Annotated in this window: 16 protein-coding genes and 1 pseudogene; 7 read left to right on the top strand and 10 right to left on the bottom strand. The window is 70.5% G+C overall.

The window, feature by feature from the left end:
* Positions 1 to 72: 72 nt before the first annotated feature.
* A complete protein-coding gene (locus ACIREI_RS43805) occupies positions 73 to 306 on the bottom strand; it encodes a hypothetical protein (protein WP_128436605.1) in 234 nt (77 codons plus the stop codon).
* Positions 307 to 385: 79 nt separating this feature from the next.
* Positions 386 to 1,396 carry a DEDDh family exonuclease gene (locus ACIREI_RS43800; RefSeq protein WP_403345706.1) on the bottom strand — a complete coding sequence of 337 codons (1,011 nt, stop codon included), beginning with the start codon at positions 1,394 to 1,396 and terminating at the stop codon, positions 386 to 388.
* 197 nt (positions 1,397 to 1,593) lie between these two features.
* Here ACIREI_RS43800 and ACIREI_RS43795 point away from each other — a divergent pair.
* Together ACIREI_RS43795 and ACIREI_RS43790 are read left to right on the top strand one after the other, a co-directional pair.
* Positions 1,594 to 1,759: pseudogene (locus ACIREI_RS43795) on the top strand (VIT family protein); the annotation flags it as partial.
* 269 nt (positions 1,760 to 2,028) lie between these two features.
* Complete coding sequence (locus ACIREI_RS43790; RefSeq protein ID WP_403345704.1) at positions 2,029 to 3,072, top strand: zinc-dependent alcohol dehydrogenase family protein; 1,044 nt, start codon at positions 2,029 to 2,031, stop codon at positions 3,070 to 3,072.
* Position 3,073: 1 nt separating this feature from the next.
* On the opposite strand, the gene ACIREI_RS43785 is transcribed toward ACIREI_RS43790, so the two are convergent.
* The 3 genes from ACIREI_RS43785 to ACIREI_RS43775 form a co-directional block, all read right to left on the bottom strand.
* Positions 3,074 to 4,081, bottom strand: a complete 1,008-nt coding sequence (locus ACIREI_RS43785; protein ID WP_403345702.1) for a CopD family protein — start codon at positions 4,079 to 4,081, stop codon at positions 3,074 to 3,076.
* A gap of 170 nt (positions 4,082 to 4,251) precedes the next feature.
* A complete protein-coding gene (locus tag ACIREI_RS43780; RefSeq protein ID WP_403345701.1) occupies positions 4,252 to 5,619 on the bottom strand; it encodes a CoA transferase in 1,368 nt (455 codons plus the stop codon).
* Positions 5,620 to 5,714: 95 nt separating this feature from the next.
* Positions 5,715 to 7,244 (bottom strand): S8 family peptidase, encoded by a 1,530-nt coding sequence (locus ACIREI_RS43775; protein ID WP_403345700.1) that lies wholly within the window; start codon positions 7,242 to 7,244, stop codon positions 5,715 to 5,717.
* 388 nt (positions 7,245 to 7,632) lie between these two features.
* On the opposite strand from ACIREI_RS43775, the gene ACIREI_RS43770 reads away from it, so the two are divergent.
* The 3 genes from ACIREI_RS43770 to moaA all read left to right on the top strand — a co-directional run bounded on the left by ACIREI_RS43770 (position 7,633) and on the right by moaA (position 10,755).
* A complete protein-coding gene (locus tag ACIREI_RS43770) occupies positions 7,633 to 7,989 on the top strand; it encodes a DUF485 domain-containing protein (RefSeq protein WP_403345698.1) in 357 nt (118 codons plus the stop codon).
* Positions 7,986 to 9,614, top strand: coding sequence for a cation acetate symporter (locus ACIREI_RS43765; protein ID WP_403345696.1), 1,629 nt, complete (start codon positions 7,986 to 7,988; stop codon positions 9,612 to 9,614). The genes ACIREI_RS43770 and ACIREI_RS43765 overlap by 4 nt, the downstream gene beginning before the upstream one ends.
* A gap of 151 nt (positions 9,615 to 9,765) precedes the next feature.
* On the top strand, positions 9,766 to 10,755 hold the full coding sequence (gene moaA, locus ACIREI_RS43760) for a GTP 3',8-cyclase MoaA (RefSeq protein WP_403345694.1): 990 nt from the start codon (positions 9,766 to 9,768) through the stop codon (positions 10,753 to 10,755).
* On the opposite strand, the gene ACIREI_RS43755 is transcribed toward moaA, so the two are convergent.
* On the bottom strand, positions 10,738 to 10,965 hold the full coding sequence (locus ACIREI_RS43755) for a hypothetical protein (protein ID WP_403345692.1): 228 nt from the start codon (positions 10,963 to 10,965) through the stop codon (positions 10,738 to 10,740). The genes moaA and ACIREI_RS43755 overlap by 18 nt on opposite strands.
* A gap of 214 nt (positions 10,966 to 11,179) precedes the next feature.
* A complete protein-coding gene (locus tag ACIREI_RS43750) occupies positions 11,180 to 11,578 on the bottom strand; it encodes a DUF3099 domain-containing protein (protein ID WP_403345690.1) in 399 nt (132 codons plus the stop codon).
* A 245-nt stretch (positions 11,579 to 11,823) separates the two neighbouring features.
* Here ACIREI_RS43750 and ACIREI_RS43745 point away from each other — a divergent pair, with 245 nt between their 5' ends.
* Positions 11,824 to 12,102 carry a GlsB/YeaQ/YmgE family stress response membrane protein gene (locus tag ACIREI_RS43745; protein WP_403345688.1) on the top strand — a complete coding sequence of 93 codons (279 nt, stop codon included), beginning with the start codon at positions 11,824 to 11,826 and terminating at the stop codon, positions 12,100 to 12,102.
* A 66-nt stretch (positions 12,103 to 12,168) separates the two neighbouring features.
* On the opposite strand, the gene tyrS is transcribed toward ACIREI_RS43745, so the two are convergent.
* Genes tyrS through ACIREI_RS43730 form a run of 3 tightly spaced genes read right to left on the bottom strand, consistent with a single transcriptional unit; the run spans position 12,169 to position 16,408 of the window.
* A complete protein-coding gene (tyrS, locus tag ACIREI_RS43740; protein WP_403345687.1) occupies positions 12,169 to 13,437 on the bottom strand; it encodes a tyrosine--tRNA ligase in 1,269 nt (422 codons plus the stop codon).
* Positions 13,438 to 13,493: 56 nt separating this feature from the next.
* Positions 13,494 to 14,888: a metallopeptidase TldD-related protein gene (locus tag ACIREI_RS43735; RefSeq protein ID WP_403345685.1), complete on the bottom strand. Its 1,395-nt coding sequence runs from the start codon at positions 14,886 to 14,888 to the stop codon at positions 13,494 to 13,496.
* Positions 14,885 to 16,408, bottom strand: a complete 1,524-nt coding sequence (locus tag ACIREI_RS43730; RefSeq protein WP_403345683.1) for a TldD/PmbA family protein — start codon at positions 16,406 to 16,408, stop codon at positions 14,885 to 14,887. Before ACIREI_RS43730 ends, ACIREI_RS43735 begins: the two co-directional genes overlap by 4 nt.
* 240 nt (positions 16,409 to 16,648) lie before the next feature.
* Between ACIREI_RS43730 and fabG the strand changes: the two genes are divergently transcribed.
* A complete protein-coding gene (gene fabG / locus ACIREI_RS43725) occupies positions 16,649 to 17,353 on the top strand; it encodes a 3-oxoacyl-[acyl-carrier-protein] reductase (RefSeq protein ID WP_403345681.1) in 705 nt (234 codons plus the stop codon).
* The last annotated feature ends 2 nt before the right edge of the window (positions 17,354 to 17,355 follow it).

Below are 17,355 nucleotides of genomic sequence, written 5' to 3'. Positions count from 1 at the left end.
ACAACTCGGTCGTGGGGTGCTTTCAGGCGGGTACGGGTCGGGGCCGAGGCCGGGGCCGGTGTCGGGACCGGCTCACACTTTGTCGACGATCCCCACCTTCCCCTCCTCGCGGGCGCAGTGGGCACCGCAGTACCACTGGCCCTCGACCTCGACGCCCTGCCCGATGATCTGGACGCGGCAGTGCTCGCAGACCGGTGCCATGCGGTGGATCGCACAGGAGAAGCAGTCGAAGACGTGCACCGCGCCCTGCGCGTGCACCTCGAAGGTCATGCCGTAGTCGTTTCCGCATACTTCACATGTCGCCATGCGCCACAGGGTGAGCCGTCGCCGCGGCCCGGGCGAGACGGCTCCGGGCGAGTCGCGCGGCAATCACCCGTCCGTACGGTCACGGCTCCGACGCCGGTTCCACGTCCCGCAGGAGCTGCCCGAACGCCGCCTCGTCGATCACCGGCGTCCCGTACTGGCGGGCCTTGACCACCTTGGAGGTGCCCGCGTCCGGATCGTTGGTGACGAGCAGGCTGGTCAGCCGGGACAGGCTCGTCGACACATGCAGCCCGGCCTCGATCGCGCGGTCCTCCAGCAGGTCGCGCTCGATCGAGGTGTCGCCGGAGAAAGCGACCCGCATGCCTTGTTTGAGCCGCTTGCCCTCTTCGTAGCGCCCTGGGTTGGGGTAGGGACAGGCGGGCCTCTTGCGGGACGGACGCCAACTGGTCGGCCGATAGCCGCTGGAGCCGCCGTAACCGCTGTAGCCGCCCGCCTGCTGTCCGATGCGGGGAGCGGCGGTGTCGCGCCACTCGGTCAGCGGCCGGCACTCCTGCAGCGGCAGCCGCACACTGCCCGCCGCCGCGGCCCGCAGGCTCGGCCGGAACGCCTCCGCCAGCACGCGCGCGTCGTCCAGCGCGTGGTGCGCGCGCTGCTGCACGACGCCGAAGTGCGCGGCGAGCGACTCCAGCTTGTGGTTGGGCAGCGGCAGGTCCAGCTCCTTGGAGAGCGCGATGGTGCACAGCCGCTGCCGTACGGGCGCCTCGCGCTCCGCGCGCGCGTACTCCCGCGCGATCATCTGCCAGTCGAAGACGGCGTTGTGCGCGACGAGCACCCGGCCGTCGAGCCGGGCAGAGAACTCCTCGGCGATGTCCTGGAAAAGGGGCGCCGCTTCGAGCACGTCGCTCGTCAGACCGTGGATCCAGACCGGGCCCGGGTCCCGCTCCGGATTGACCAGTGTGTACCAGTGGTCCTCGACCTCGCCGCGCGCGTCCAGCCGGTAGACGGCCGCGGAGATTATCCGGTCGTCCCGGGCCAGGCCCGTGGTCTCCACGTCAACGACCGCGTATCCCTGGGGATACGCGGCCGGCCACGCTGTGGCGGAGGGCGCTGCGGCAGTTCGGTCTTCGAGCATGGTCACTGAGGATACGGGCCGGGACTGACACTCCTGGCCGTCAGGTGCCTTGCCCCGTCCGCCCGTTCGAGCGCCGCGAACGTCAGCGCGTCAACCGCTCGGCGCATACACGGTGTTGCCGTTCCGTCCGTGAGCCCGGTACCTGCCCGGGAGCGTCGGTACGCCCTGGATGACCGCTGTGGTGCAATCCTCCGCATGTGGCCGAAGCGACACATGACGAGGCCCACGGTGGCGCACTGGGGGAGCCGGCTGAACCGGCTGCGGGCAGCCGTTCTCGGGGCGAACGACGGCATCGTGTCGACCGCGGGACTCGTCGTGGGCGCCCTCGCCCTGACCGGCTGGAGCAGCGCACGCCTGGGCGCCGCCGCCCCGCCCCGGGCCGTACTGCGCAATGTGGCGGGCGGCGCGCCGGCCATGAGGGTCACGTACCTGGCCGGGGCGCTGCTGGACGTGGCCGGGGTGTAGCCGCGGGCCTGCCGAGAGCGGCGCCGGTATCGCCGCGCGGTCCTCACCGGTCGCTGGCACACTCGGAGCCCTCGTAGCGCGCCGGGCGCCGACGGCGACGTACGGTGGACGCGCGCTCGACCATCCCCTGAGCGCACGTACGACCAGAGACGAGAAGGACCCTCGCCATGCGCGCCACCACAATCCACGCACCTTTCGACATGCGCGTGGAGGACGTGCCCGACCCGGTGGTGCGGCAGCCCACCGACGCCGTGGTCCGGGTGCTGCGCGCCTGCATCTGCGGCAGCGACCTGTGGGCGTACCGGGGTGAGGCGGCACGGCAGCCCGGCCAGCGGATCGGCCACGAGTTCCTCGGCGTCGTCGAGGAGACCGGCTCCGAGGTGACCGGCGTCGAGCGGGGCGACCTCGTCGTCGCGCCCTTCATGTGGTCCGACGGCGTCTGCGACTACTGCCGCGAGGGCCTCACCACCTCCTGCGAGCACGGCGGCTTCTGGGGCACCGTCGGCTCCGACGGCGGCCAGGGCGAGGCCGTGCGCGTCCCCTACGCCGACGGCACCCTCGTCCGGTTGCCCAAGGACGCGGCCTCCGACGACCACCTGCTGTCCGCCCTGCTGACCCTGTCCGACGTCATGGGCACCGGCCACCACGCGGCCCTCGGCGCCGGAGCCCGCCCGGGTGCCACGGTCGCCGTGGTGGGTGACGGCGCCGTAGGACTGTGCGCGGTGCTCGCGGCCAAGCGGCTCGGTGCCGAGCGGATCATCGCGCTGGGCCGCCACCAGGTCCGCACGGACATCGCGCGCCGCTTCGGCGCCACCGAGGTCGTCGCCGAGCGCGGGGACGCGGCCGTCGAGGCCGTACGCGAACTCACCGGCGGTCAGGGCGCACACGCCGTCGTCGAGGCCGTCGGAACCGAACAGTCCATGCGTACGGCGGTCGGCATCACCCGGGACGGCGGCGCCATCGGCTTCGTGGGTGTGCCGCACGGCAGCGGCACCGGGCTCGACCTCGGTGTCATGTTCGACCGCAACATCGCGCTCCGCGGCGGCGTCGCACCGGTCCGCGCGTACATTCCCCAGCTGCTGCCCGACGTCCTGGACGGCACGATCGACCCGTCGCCCGTCTTCGACCTGACGGTCGGTCTGGAGGACGTCCCCGCCGGCTACAAGGCGATGGACGAGCGCACGGCGCTCAAGGTCCAGGTCACCCTCTGAGTCACCAGCGGATCGGCACCGGCAGCGCCGTCAGCAGTCCGGACAGCGCCACCACCACACCCAGGGCGACGACCTCCGCCCGCGCGGGAGAGCAGGCCGTCAGCGGGTCGGCCGCCCGGCCCAGCCTGATCCGGGCCCACAGGGCGAGCGCGGCCACGGCCGCCACCAGGAGCACCTTGGCCAGCAGGGCACGCCCGTACGCCGTCTCGGTCAGCTGCGCCAGGATCGTGTCCGACGGCATCCGGCGCAGCGAGCTGCACACCCCCGTCGCCGTGATGGCGGCGAGCAGTACGGCCGCCACGCGCGCGTAGAGCCCCAGCAGGGCAGCGCCCGCCTGCGCGCCGCCCCATCCGCGCAGGGTCCGCAGCGCGTGCAGCAGCCCGCCGACCCAGAGCGACGCGCAGGCCAGATGAACCAGCGTCAGCCCGGAGCCGAGCAGCGGGCCGTGCTCGGTCGGGGGATGCGCACGCAGCGCCTCGGCGGCAACGACCGCGGCCAGCGGCCAGACCTGGGTGGCGGGCCGGCGCGAGAGGGCGCACAGCCCGGCCACGACGAAGGCGTTGACCTCCAGCAGCGCGAGCTTGCCGTCGCGTGACGCGTAGAGGCCGCCGACGTCGAGGTCGGCAGGGCTGTGCGGCACGAGGTTGCCCGTGGACACCACCGAGGCGAGGCCGAGAGCGGCGGCGAAACCGGCGCCGGCCGCGTACGGCGCCCAACTGCGAGGCATGGCCGGGGGAGCGCCGGGCACATGACGGGCCAGCCGGTTCACGAACAGCTCGCCCAGCGGGACGCACAGCGCCGCGAACAGCACCGTACGCAGCAGCGCGATCCCACCGGTGCCGGGCGCGGCGGCCTCCCCGGTACCGTCCAGCGCGGCCGACGGCCCGAGCAGCGGGATCAACGCCGCCAGCGCCACCAGGACGACGACGGCGACAGCTCGGCCCACCCCTGGGCGCGGTCTGGGCGCACTCCCGTCGGACACGCCAAGGGAGGGTCTCGTCAACGTCACCTCATGATCTTCACAAAACACTACAGAGTCGGGCAAGTGCTGGAAAACAAGTGGTGGTACGGCATTCCGCCCCTGAGTACGTTTCCGGTCCCCCCGGCGCTCAGGCCCACCGCGCCGAATCCAGCCCTCCGTCGCTCAGGCCCACCGCGCCGAATCCAGCCCTCCGCCGCTCAGGCCCACCGCGCCGGATCCGCACCCCAACCCCCCGGAGGCCGCGCCCAGTCGACCGGGCCGCCCGCGAACGACACCGGCGGCAAGGCGTACCGCAGCCGCCCGAGCGTGCTGTCCCGCTCGGCGAGCCAGTCATCCGGCCCGTCGTACGCCGCGTTCCCGTCCGGGCCCGGCTCGATCTGGTTCGTCAGCCATGCAGCCGTGCGCGCCAGCGACAGCCGTACGCACCGGCCGTCCCCCTGCTCCGCCCGCTCGGTCAACGCCCGCAGCACGGCCGCCGCCAGCAGATACCCCGTCCCGTGGTCGAGGGCCTGGGCGGGCAGCGCGCCGGGCCGCTCGGCCGATCCCTCGATCGCGGCGATCCCGGTCGCGGCCTGCACGAGGCTGTCGAACCCGCGCCGCCCGCTCCACGGCCCGTACGAGCCCCACGCCGACAACTGCGCGACGATCAGCCCGGGCCGCCGCTCGGTCAGCTCCCGAGCCGACAGCCCGAACCGGTCCAGGGCGCCCGGCCGGTACCCGGTGACGACGACGTCCGCCGCCGTGAGCAGTTCCTCGAAGGCACGCCGGTCGGCCACCAGGTCCAGCGTCGCCGAGCGCTTCCCGAAGCCCGTGTCGGCGTGCTGGTCGGCCAGTTCGGGAAGGTGCGGCGCGTCCACGCGCAGGACGTCCGCGCCGAGCAGCGCGAGCGTGCGCGTGGCGACGGGACCCGCGATGACCCGCGTCAGATCCAGTACGCGCACCCCGGCGGCGGGCAGCAGGGGCGAACCGTCGAGCGGCGGCAGCGCACGCGCGCGTGCCGTGTCCAGCCGCTCGCGCTCGACGAGCGGCCGCCGGGCCACCGCGGCGGCCTGCTCGTGCGCCGCCCACTCCTCGGGCGTACGCAGCGCCACGGCCAGCCCGCCGGCCGCGTACACGGACTCCTCCACCTCGCGCGAGGACCGCTCGGCGAGCGCCGCCCCCGCGGCGTCCGGATCCTCCTCCGGCACCCCCAGCGCGGTCAGCAGCCGGGCCCGGTGATGCGGATAGTTGGCATGCGTGCGGACCCAGCCGTCCGCCGTTCGCCAGAACCGCGACAGCGGCGCGAAGGAAACCGGTGCGCGCCCGTCGACCAGGAGATGCCGTTCACTCACGAACGCCGTGGCGATCGCCCCGTCGTCCAGCCGCACTCCGGGCACCTCGGCGAGACCGGCCCGCCGCGCTCCCAGCTCGGCCGCGGCCAGCGCACACGCACCCACACAGGCGCGCGCCAACTCCCGTACCGGAAGGCGCGCATGGAGCGCGCCTTCCCACAGCACGGTGGACACCCGCGGGAGAAGGGCGGGATCGCCGCCCACCGCGGACCAGGCGGACTTGATTCCAGTCATGACTGCACTATGCAGTATTGATTCGCTCAATATGTTGACCGGAGGCGTTGCTCTATTAGCCGGAGATGTTGCCGCCGTACATCCGGCCTCCGCGATCAATCAACGGCGTCCAGTGCGTTGACGATGCCGAACCCGTAGAACCCGTTGAACCGCTTGCCGCCCTCGCACACCGCGTCCTGCGTGCCGTCGCCGTTCTGGTCGTAGGACTCCGGGCAGCCCGGATTGTCCGCCTCGGCCTTCAGCAGTGCCTTCAGTTGGCCCGGAGTCGCGTACGGGTAACGGGACTTCAGCAGTGCGGCGACGCCCGCGGCGTGCGGGGAGGCCATCGACGTGCCCTGCAGGAAGCCGTACTTGCCGTTCGGGACGGTGGACAGGATGCGGCCGTTCTTCGACGGGGTGTCCGGGATCTGGTGGAGCCGGTCGCCGCCCGGGGCCGCGATGTCGATGACGCCGTAACCGTACGAGGAGTAATAGGACTTGAGGTTCTGTACGCCCGTGGCGCTGACCGTGACGATGCCCGGCAGCTGCGTCGGTACGTCGAAGCACTCGTGCGGGTCGACCGTCCGCTTGACCGCGGTCGAGTCGTCGGGGCTGCTCTCGTCGACGATCGCGTCGGAGTCCAGGTCGTGGGCGGAGTTGCCGGCCGACGCGAGGTTGAGCGTCCCCTTCTTCTGGGCGTACAGCTGGGCCCTGTTGACCGCATCGACGATCGCCCGCTGGTCCGGATCGTCCATGCAGTTGTACAGCCATGGATCAACGTAGTAGCTGTTGTTCGTGATCTCGACGCCGTGGTCGGCGGCGAACATGAAGGCGCACACGACGCTCTCGGGGTAGTAGAGCCCGTTGACCGGATCGCTCACCTTGATGCCGGAGACCTTGACGCCGGGAGCGACGCCGGCGATACCGATGCCGTTGCGGGGCGCGGCTATCTCGCCCGCCACATGCGTGCCATGGGCGTCGTCGCTCGTGTACGGCCGCCAGGCGCCCGTACGGGTGTCCGCCTTGCCGCCGGCGCAGTTCGCGGACTGGGCGGCGGAGAAGTTCGGCGCGAGGTCGGGATGCGTGTCGTCGACGCCGTTGTCGATCACGGCGACGGTCACCCTGCCGCTGCCCGGGTTGATCTTCGCCGCGCGGTCGGCGCCGATGGCGCGCAGGTTCCACTGATCGGCTTCGAGGGGCTCGCTGTCGTCCGCCCCGGTGGCCGCGCTCGTCGTCCTCGCGGCCTGGTCCCGCGTCATGAGCTGGAGGGGGCCCTCGTCCGTCGCTCCGGCGGCGGTCAAGGGCGCCGTACGCGTCGCCCCCGCCGACTGGACGCCGCGCACCGCGCGCAGCTCCTTGGCGAAGCCGGGGTTCGCGGAGTGGACGACGATCACGCCGATCCGCGCGTACGTGATCACCACCGTCCCGTCGGCCGCGGCGATCGCCTTCTGTACCGACTCGATCGAGCGGCGGTCCGGCCTGGTGTTGACGACATACGCCAGCGAGGGCGCGTCCGCGGCCCGCGCGGCCGGCTTCGCGGGCGGTGCCGCCGACGCCCCTGTCGGCAGGAAGCCGAGCGAGGCGGTCAGCGACAGGGCGAGGGGTACGGTGAGGCCGAGTCGGCGTCTGGACCGCAGATGAGCCATGGGATCTCCACATCATCCGGAACGAGACCGCCCGAGACGCGGATGGCGCTCGGGCAGGTACATGACGAGTGGTGCAGAGGCGAAGCTATCCCCGAACTTACTGGTCAGCAATCTGACCCGGGGCGTCTTCGGAAAGTAGCCCGGGGAGTTGAACCGGTCCTCGCGTGGCGCCGTGACGTTGAACAGGAGGCGCGAGCACCATCGAGCCCCCTGTCGGATCACGCGCCGGAGCCCTAACATCGCCACCCGGCTCAGGTGATCCATGTCACTGCGAGGAACAGAGCCGTCCATGTCCCTACCCGATTCGTCCCCGACTTCCGATCCGCCCCCCACCCCCGATCCATCCCCGTCCACTGCCGCAAAAGCGCCCGCAACGCGAGGAGACTCCGTGGCCACCGACGCACCGCCCCCCTCGAAAGAGACACACAAACTCCCCTCCACCGAGGAGTTCACCGAGGTGCAGGAGAGCGCGGAGTTCGGTGAACTGCGCCGCTCCTACCGCTCCTTCGCCTTTCCGCTGACCGTCGCCTTCATCGTCTGGTACCTGCTGTACGTCCTGCTCTCCAACTACGCGGGCGACTTCATGGGCACCAAGCTGTTCGGCAACATCAACATCGCGTTCGTCTTCGGTATCGCCCAGTTCGTCACCACGTTCCTCATCGCCTGGTGGTACGCGCGGCACGCAGGCGCCAAGCTCGACCCCAAGGCCGAGGCCATCAAGACCCGTATGGAGGGCGGCGCATGAGCCCCGCGATGACCCAGGTGCAGCTCGCGGCCAACGAGGCCAGCGAGCACCGGCCGTTGATCATCACCCTGTTCGCGCTCTTCGTGGTCGCGACCCTCTTCATCACCGTCTGGGCGGGCCGCCAGACCAAGGACGCCGCGGACTTCTACGCGGGCGGCCGGTCCTTCAGCGCCTTCCAGAACGGACTCGCCGTCTCCGGCGACTACATGTCCGCCGCGTCCTTCCTCGGCATCGCGGGCGCCATCGCCCTCTTCGGCTACGACGGCTTCCTCTACTCCATCGGCTTCCTGGTCGCCTGGCTGGTCGCCCTGCTCCTGGTGGCCGAGCCGCTTCGGAACTCCGGCCGCTACACGATGGGCGACGTCCTCGCGTACCGCATGCGCCAGCGCCCGGTCCGTACGGCGGCCGGCACCTCCACGATCGTCGTGTCGATCTTCTACCTGCTGGCCCAGATGGCGGGCGCGGGCGTCCTGGTCTCGCTGCTGCTCGGCATCACCTCCGACGCGGGCAAGATCCTCATCGTCGCCCTCGTCGGCGTCCTGATGATCGTGTACGTCTCCATCGGCGGTATGAAGGGCACCACCTGGGTCCAGATGGTCAAGGCCGTGCTGCTCATCGGCGGCACCATCCTGATCACCTTCCTGGTGCTGCTGAAGTTCAACTTCAACATCTCCGACCTGCTCGGCAAGGCCGCCGAGAACAGCGGCAAGGGTGCCGCCTTCCTGGAGCCCGGCCTCCAGTACGGCGCCACCGGCACCTCCAAGCTGGACTTCATCTCCCTCGGCATCGCCCTGGTCCTCGGCACCGCCGGTCTGCCGCACATCCTGATCCGCTTCTACACGGTGCCCAACGCCAAGGCCGCCCGGAAGTCCGTGAACTGGGCCATCGGCATCATCGGCGGCTTCTACCTGATGACCATCGCCCTCGGCTTCGGCGCCGCCGCGCTGATCTCCCAGGACGAGATCATCGCCTCCAACCCGTCCGGCAACACCGCGGCACCACTGCTCGCCCTGCACCTCGGCGGCGTCGACTCGGCCTGGGGCGCGATCCTGCTGGCCACCATCTCGGCGGTGGCCTTCGCGACGATCCTCGCCGTGGTCGCCGGCCTGACCCTGGCCTCGTCCTCGTCGTTCGCCCACGACATCTACGCGAACGTCATCAAGAAGGGGCAGGCCACCGAGAAGGAGGAGATCCGGGCGGCCCGCCTCGCCACCATCGGTATCGGCGCCGTCTCCATCCTCCTCGGCGCCCTCGCCCGCGACCTCAACGTCGCCGGCCTGGTCGCCCTGGCCTTCGCGGTCGCGGCCTCGGCCAACCTGCCGACGATCCTCTACAGCCTGTTCTGGAAGAAGTTCACCACCCAGGGCGCGCTGTGGTCGATCTACGGCGGCCTGATCGTCGCCGTCGGCCTGGTGCTGTTCTCGCCGGTCGTCTCCGGCGACCCGAAGGCGATGTTCCCCGACGTCGACTTCGCCTGGTTCCCGCTGAAGAACCCGGGCATCATCTCCATCCCGTTCGGCTTCTTCATGGGCTGGCTCGGCACGGTCCTGTCCAAGGAAGAGCCGGACGCCGGCAAGTACGCGGAGCTGGAGGTCCGGTCCCTGACCGGCACCGGCGCCCACTGAGCACGCCCCCTGAAGCGGCCGCGTCGTAGATGTCTACGACGCGGCCGCGTCGTACGTCGTGGGATCGGGTCGGTGTCGCTGTCAGTGCTGTCACGTAGGCTCGCAGGTAAGACGGAAGTTGAATCTGGTTGTGACGAGGGAGGGGGCCCACGTGCTCATCGACACCTACGGCCGAGTGGCCACCGACCTGAGGGTCTCGCTGACCGACCGCTGCAATCTGCGGTGCACGTACTGCATGCCCGAGGAGGGCCTGCAGTGGTTGGCCAAGCCCGATCTGCTCACGGACGACGAGATCGTCCGCCTGATCGACATCGCGGTGAGCTCCCTCGGCATCGAGGAAGTCCGCTTCACCGGCGGTGAGCCCCTGCTGCGCCCCGGCCTGGTCGGCATAGTCGAGCGGGTCGCGGCCCTGGAGCCCCGCCCCCAGATGTCCCTGACGACGAACGGCATCGGCCTCAAGCGCACCGCGTCCGCCCTGAAGGCGGCGGGCCTGGACCGGGTCAACGTCTCCCTGGACACCCTGCGCCCGGACGTCTTCAAGACCCTCACCCGCCGTGACCGCCACAAGGACGTCATCGAGGGCCTGTACGCGGCCCGGGACGCAGGCCTGACCCCGGTCAAGGTCAACTCGGTCCTGATGCCGGGCCTCAACGACGACGAGGCCCCGGACCTGCTGGCCTGGGCGGTGGAGCACGACTACGAACTGCGGTTCATCGAGCAGATGCCCCTGGACGCCCAGCACGGCTGGAAGCGCGACGGCATGATCACCGCCGGGGACATCCTGACCTCCCTGCGCACCCGCTTCGAGCTGACCGCCGAGGGCGAGGAGAAGCGCGGCTCGGCCCCCGCGGAGCGCTGGCTGGTCGACGGCGGCCCGCATGTGGTGGGCGTCATCGCCTCCGTCACCCGCCCCTTCTGCTCGGCCTGCGACCGCACCCGCCTGACGGCCGACGGCCAGGTCCGCACCTGCCTGTTCGCCCGCGAGGAGACGGACCTGCGCGCGGCCCTGCGCTCGGATGCCCCCGACGAGGAGATCGCCCGCATCTGGCGGTTGGCGATGTGGGGCAAGAAGGCGGGAGCGGGCCTGGACGACCCGTCGTTCGTGCAGCCGGACCGTCCCATGTCAGCGATCGGTGGCTGAGGAGCCCTCTTCCCACTCCTCCAGCAGGACCACGTCCTTCAAAAACCCCCGCACCCCGAGAAACTGCGACAAATGCTCCCGGTGCTCCTCGCAGGCGAGCCACGTCTTGCGCCGCTCCGGCGTATGGATCTTCGGGTTGTTCCACGCCAGCACCCACACGGCGTCGGCGCGGCACCCCTTGGCAGAACAGATCGGCGTCTCGTCACTCACAGATTCGTCTCACAAGTTCGCGCATAAAAAGGCGACGCCGAGCAGCCACGGGGGGAGCTGCCCGGCGTCGGTCCGTCGCTCCGACGGGGGATGCGGAGCGCCTACGAAGTATGTCACGGGTAACCCGCCGCCCGGCACCGGAACAACACTATTGATCTGAGCTTTTCCTGAGCTTGGCGTGGACTCGACTTCCGGAGGGAAGAGGTCCGCAGGCTCACACCTCGTCGTCCGGTTTCCTTTGTGCGCCCGGCGCGGAGTCGCCCGCGACATCTTCCGGGACGGATTCCGCGAAACCGTCGTTCGTCCGCGGCGGCGTGATCATCGGCCGCATCGGAGCGGTCACGAACGTCGACGGCAAGGACGGCGCATTCTCCCGCCCCGCGTTGGCGATCACCACCGCGATGTACGGCAGGATCGCGCCGAGCACCAACGCCACGATCGCGACGTGCCGTTCGACGTTCCACAGCGAGGCCGCGAGGATCACCGACACCGTACGGACCGACATCGAGATGACGTACCGGCGTTGCCGCGCACGCACATCGTCGTGGAGGCCCGCCCGGGCCCCGGTGATCCGGAACACCTCGGTGTTGCCGCCCGCGTGCAGCTTCCGCATCACATTCCACCATCCGCCCGCATCGGACTCTCCCCCTGCCCGTACCCGTCCGCCCCCGGTCGGGGACCCGGGCCAGGACACCTCCCACGGTACGCCCCGTCTCCGCCGCCTACGAGACCGGGGCCCCTGCCACCTGGGGGAACGCCCTCAGCCGTAACGCGTACGGCCGTACCCGGCATGCGACGTACCACGTCCGGACCAACACTGGGCGTAATGCTCACCCCGAGCCGTACGAGGAGGCAGCCATGGGCTGGTTGTGGGCGATCATCGTGGGATTCGTGCTGGGTCTGCTCGCCAAGGCACTCATCCCGGGCAAGCAGCACAGCCCCCTCTGGCTGACCACCATCTTCGGCATGCTCGGCGCCATCGTCGGCAACGCCGTCGCCCGTGGCTTCGGCGTCGAGTCGACCCGTGGAATCGACTGGAGCCGGCACATCTTCCAGATCGTCGCGGCGGTGATCATCGTGTACGCGGGGGACATGCTGTACATGTCGACGCTGGGCAGGCGGAAGCAGCGGCGCTGAGACTGATCATGACGAGGGGGCGGCCTCCCTGCCGGGAAGCCGCCCCCTCGTCGTGCGTACCTACGCTCAGCCTCCGGTGACCTCGACCGCCGCCAGGTTCTTCTTCCCGCGCCGCAGCACCAGCCACCGCCCGTGCAGCAGATCCTCCTTCGCGGGCACCGCGTCCTCGCCGGCGACCTTGACGTTGTTCACGTAGGCGCCGCCCTCCTTCACGGTCCGCCGCGCGGCGGACTTGCTGGCCACCAGGCCGACCTCGGCGAAGAGGTCGACGACCGGGCCGAGCTGCTCGACCTGGATGTGCGGAACCTCGGAGAGAGCCGCCGCCAGCGTCCGGTCGTCCAGCTCCGTCAGCTCACCCTGGCCGAAGAGGGCCTTGGACGCGGCGATCACGGCGGCCGTCTGGTCGGCACCGTGCACCAGCGTCGTCAGCTCCTCGGCCAGCGCCCGCTGCGCGGCACGGGCCTGCGGCCGTTCCTCGGTCTGCTTCTCCAGCTCCTCCAGCTCCTCGCGGGACTTGAAGGACAGGATGCGCATGTACGTCGAGATGTCCCGGTCGTCCGCGTTCAGCCAGAACTGGTAGAACGCGTACGGCGTCGTCATCTCCGGGTCGAGCCAGATGGCGCCACCCTCGGTCTTGCCGAACTTGGTGCCGTCCGCCTTGGTCATCAGCGGGGTCGCGAGAGCGTGCACGCCCGCGTGCGGCTCCAGCTTGTGGATCAGGTCCAGACCCGCCGTGAGGTTGCCCCACTGGTCGCTGCCGCCCTGCTGGAGCGTGCAGCCGTGCCGCCGGTACAGCTCCAGGAAGTCCATGCCCTGCAGCAGCTGGTAGCTGAACTCCGTGTAGCTGATGCCCTCTTCGGACTGCAGGCGACGGGCGACCGAGTCCTTGGTCAGCATCTTGTTGACGCGGAAGTGCTTGCCGATGTCCCGCAGGAACTCGATGGCCGACATGCCGGCCGTCCAGTCCAGGTTGTTCACCATCGTCGCGGCGTTGTCGCCCTCGAAGGACAGGAACGGTTCGATCTGCGCGCGCAGGCGGTTCACCCAGTTCGCGACCGTCTCCGGGTCGTTCAGCGTGCGCTCGGCCGTCGGGCGCGGGTCGCCGATCTGGCCCGTGGCGCCGCCGACCAGCGCCAGCGGGCGCAGGCCCGCCTGCTGGAGGCGGCGCATGGTGAGGACCTGGACCAGGTGGCCGACGTGCAGGCTGGCCGCGGTCGGGTCGAAACCGCAATAGAACGTGACGGGACCGTCCGCGAGCGCCTTGCGCAATGCGTCCTCGTCAGTGGACAGGGCGATCACGCCGCGCCACTTCAGCTCGTCGACGATGTCCGTCACGGTTCTCGTGTCTCCTCGATGGTCTTCGGGCAGTCGGGTGACAGCCGACTACGAGGTTATACGCCCTGACTGACAGAGCTCATGTTGAAATCGGGGACGCGCAGCGCGGGCATCGCCGCCCTGGTGAACCAGTCGCTCCACTCCCTCGGCAGCGTCTTCTCCGTACGCCCCGCCTCCGTGGCCCGCCCCAGCAGGCCGACCGGCGACTCGTTGAACCGGAAGTTGTTGACCTCGCCGGTCACCTCACCGTTCTCGACGAGGTACACCCCGTCCCGGGTGAGGCCCGTCAGCAGCAGCGTCGCCGGGTCTACCTCGCGGATGTACCACAGGCAGGTCAGCAGCAGCCCGCGCTCGGTGTTCGCGACCATCTCCTCGAGCGAGCGGTCCTCGCCGCCGTCCAGGATCAGGTTGTCGGCGCCCGGCGCCACCGGCAGACCGGTCAGCCCGGCGCTGTGGCGGGTGGTCGTGAGGTGCTTCAGCTCGCCCTCGCGCATCCACTCGGTGGCCGCGATCGGCAGCCCGTTGTCGAACACCGACTGGTCCCCGCCGGAGGAGTGCGCGATCACGAAGGGCGCGGACTCCAGGCCCGGCTCGTTCGGGTCGCTGCGCAGGGTCAGCGGCAGCTCGCTCAGCTTCTCGCCGACCCGCGTCTTGCCGCCCGGCTTGGAGAACACCGTCCGCCCCTCGACCGCGTCCCGCCCCGACGCCGACCACATCTGGTAGATCAGCAGGTCGGCCACGGCGGTCGGCGGCAGCAGCGTCTCGTACCGGCCCGCCGGAAGCTCCAGGCGCCGTTCGGCCCAGCCGAGGCGTACGGCCAGCTCGGCGTCGAGCACGGTCGGGTCGACGTCCTTGAAGTCCCGTGTGGAGCGCCCCGCCCACGCCGAGCGGGTACGGTCCGGGGACTTGGCGTTCAGCTCCAGCGTCCCGTTGGGCTGGTCGTGCCGCAGCCGCAGCCCCGTGGACGTGCCCACGTACGTCGACACCAGCTCGTGGTTGGCGAAGCCGTACAGCTCCCGTCCGCCCGCACGCGCGCGTGCGAACGCCTCACCCAGCGCCGGGGCGAAGTCGGCGAACACGGTGGACGACGTCTCGGCCGGGGCGTCCGTGAAGTCCGGCGACGCAGGTGCGTCCGTCACCAGCGGCTGCGCGTCCTCGGCGGGCCCGGCGCTGCGCGCGGCGGCCTCGGCGGCCCGCACCAGCGGCTCCAGCTCGTCGGCGGTCACCGCGGACCGCGACACGACCCCGGAGGCCGTGCCCTCCTTGCCGTCGACGGTCGCCACCACGGTGAGCGTCCGCCCGCGCGTGACGCCGTTCGTGGTCAGCGCGTTGCCCGCCCAGCGCAGATTGGCGGTCGACTGCTCGTCGGCGATGACGACACACCCGTCGGCCCGGGACAGCTCCAGGGCCCGCTCGACGATCTCGTGCGGCTTGTTCGTGCGGGCGCTCATCGACCGGCCTCCTGGGTGGTGTTAAGGATGTTGACGCCCTTGAAGAGGGCCGACGGGCAGCCGTGCGACACCGCCGCGACCTGCCCCGGCTGGGCCTTGCCGCAGTTGAACGCGCCGCCGAGGACATAGGTCTGCGGACCACCGACGGCCGCCATCGAGCCCCAGAAGTCCGTGGTCGTCGCCTGATAGGCCACGTCCCGCAGCTGCCCGGTGATCCGCCCGTTCTCGATCTTGAAGAACCGCTGCCCGGTGAACTGGAAGTTGTAGCGCTGCATGTCGATCGACCAGGACCGGTCGCCGACGACGTAGATCCCGCGGTCGACGCTCCCGATCAGGTCCTCGGTCGACATCCCGGCGGGATCCGGCCGCAGCGACACATTGGCCATGCGCTGCACCGGCACATGTCCGGGGGAGTCGGCGAACGCGCACCCGTTGGACCGCTCGAACCCGGTGAGCTTCGCGATCCGCCGGTCCAGCTGGTAGCCGACGAGGGTGCCGTCCTTCACCAGGTCCCAGGACTGGCCCTCGACGCCCTCGTCGTCGTATCCGATGGTCGCCAGGCCGTGCTCGGCGGTGCGGTCACCGGTGACGTTCATCAGGTCGGAGCCGTACCTGAGCTTGCCGAGCTGGTCGAAGGTGGCGAAGGAGGTGCCGGCGTAGGCGGCCTCGTAGCCGAGGGCGCGGTCCAGCTCGGTGGCGTGGCCGATGGACTCGTGGATCGTCAGCCACAGGTTGGAGGGGTCGACGACGAGGTCGTACGGCCCCGCCTCGACACTCGGCGCCCGCATCTTCTCGGCGAGCAGTTCCGGGATCTGGGCCAGCTCGGACTCCCAGTCCCAGCCCGTTCCCGTCAGGTACTCCCAGCCGCGTCCCACGGGCGGCGCGATGGTGCGCATGGAGTCGAACTCGCCGCTCGACTCGTCGACCGACACGGCGGTCAGCTGCGGGTGCAGCCGTACGCGCTGCTGGGTCGTCACGGTCCCGGCGGTGTCGGCGTAGAACTTGTTCTCGTGGACCGTGAGCAGCGAGGCGTCCACGTGATTGACCCCGTCCGCCGCCAGCAGCCGCGCGCTCCAGTCCGCCAGCAGCGCCGACTTCTCCTCGTCGGGCACGGTGAACGGATCGATCTCGTACGACGAGATCCACGTCTTCTCGGCGTGCACGGGCTCGTCGGCGAGCTCCACCCGCTCGTCCGACCCGGCGGCCTTGATCACCTGGGCGGACAGCTTCGCCATCGCCACCGCCTGCGAGGCGACCTTGGCGGCGGCGTCCAGGGTCAGATCCACCCCTGAGGCGAACCCCCAGGTCCCGCCGTGCACCACCCGCACCGCGTATCCGAGGTCGGTGGTGTCCGACGATCCGGCGAGCCTGGCGTCCCGCAGGCGCCAGGACGCGCTGCGCACCCGCTCGAACCGGAAGTCCGCGTGCTCGGCCCCGAGCGCACGCGCGCGTGCCAGCGCGGCGTCGGCCAGGGCGCGTAGGGGAAGTGCCGTGAAGGCTTCGTCGATCGTATGAGGCACGGAGGTCTCCCTGCTGTCGTGGCCTGTCGGTATCGATCATGTCGCGCGGGCGGGGCCGTGGACCACACGTTTCCGGCTGGGGTGCGCATCTTTCTGTAGGGACCCGACAGCGACACCCTTACGCCACTGTCGGTGCCCGAATGTTCCCGAGCGGGACCGGACCGATAGGTTTTCGGTGAAGCCGCCTGCCATCCAGATGTTCGGGCGGGTGTGTCAGACCCCTATCGAAAGGGTGATCCGTTGAGCCGCTCGGTTCTCGTCACCGGAGGCAACCGGGGCATCGGCCTCGCCATCGCCCGCGCTTTCGCCGACGCCGGCGACAAGGTCGCGATCACGTACCGCTCGGGTGAGCCGCCGGCCGGCTTCCTGGCCGTCAAGTGCGACATCACCGACACCGAGCAGGTGGAGCAGGCCTACAAGGAGATCGAGGCCGAGCACGGCCCGGTCGAGGTGCTGATCGCCAACGCCGGCATCACCAAGGACCAGCTCCTGATGCGCATGTCCGAGGAGGACTTCACCTCGGTCATCGACACCAACCTCACCGGCACCTTCCGGGTGGTCAAGCGCGCCAACCGCGGCATGCTGCGCGCCAAGAAGGGCCGCGTGGTGCTCATTTCGTCGGTCGTCGGCCTGTACGGCGGCCCCGGCCAGGCCAACTACGCCGCCTCCAAGGCCGCCCTGGTCGGCTTCGCGCGCTCCCTCGCCCGTGAGCTGGGCTCGCGCAACATCACCTTCAACGTCGTCGCGCCCGGCTTCGTCGACACCGACATGACGAAGGTGCTCACCGACGAGCAGCGCGCGAACATCGTGTCGCAGGTCCCGCTCGGCCGGTACGCGCAGCCGGACGAGGTCGCCGCCGCGGTGCGCTTCCTCGCCTCGGACGACGCCTCGTACATCACTGGAGCCGTCATCCCCGTTGACGGCGGACTGGGAATGGGTCACTGATC

The sequence above is a fragment of the Streptomyces sp. NPDC093591 genome, from assembly GCF_044764885.1.
In the GTDB taxonomy this organism is placed as follows: domain Bacteria; phylum Actinomycetota; class Actinomycetes; order Streptomycetales; family Streptomycetaceae; genus Streptomyces.
This window is presented reverse-complemented; position numbering and strand designations above follow the sequence as displayed.

Bases quoted from the DNA above. Each gene is read 5' to 3' on its own strand.
- ACIREI_RS43800 (WP_403345706.1), bottom strand. From the start codon at position 1,396: ATGCTCGAAGACCGAACTGCCGCAGCGCCCTCCGCCACAGCGTGGCCG.
- ACIREI_RS43790 (WP_403345704.1), top strand. From the start codon at position 2,029: ATGCGCGCCACCACAATCCACGCACCTTTCGACATGCGCGTGGAGGAC.
- ACIREI_RS43780 (WP_403345701.1), bottom strand. From the start codon at position 5,619: ATGACTGGAATCAAGTCCGCCTGGTCCGCGGTGGGCGGCGATCCCGCC.
- ACIREI_RS43735 (WP_403345685.1), bottom strand. From the start codon at position 14,888: ATGAGCGCCCGCACGAACAAGCCGCACGAGATCGTCGAGCGGGCCCTG.
- ACIREI_RS43745 (WP_403345688.1), top strand. From the start codon at position 11,824: ATGGGCTGGTTGTGGGCGATCATCGTGGGATTCGTGCTGGGTCTGCTC.
- ACIREI_RS43750 (WP_403345690.1), bottom strand. From the start codon at position 11,578: ATGCGGAAGCTGCACGCGGGCGGCAACACCGAGGTGTTCCGGATCACC.
- ACIREI_RS43805 (WP_128436605.1), bottom strand. From the start codon at position 306: ATGGCGACATGTGAAGTATGCGGAAACGACTACGGCATGACCTTCGAG.
- ACIREI_RS43775 (WP_403345700.1), bottom strand. From the start codon at position 7,244: ATGGCTCATCTGCGGTCCAGACGCCGACTCGGCCTCACCGTACCCCTC.
- ACIREI_RS43765 (WP_403345696.1), top strand. From the start codon at position 7,986: ATGAGCCCCGCGATGACCCAGGTGCAGCTCGCGGCCAACGAGGCCAGC.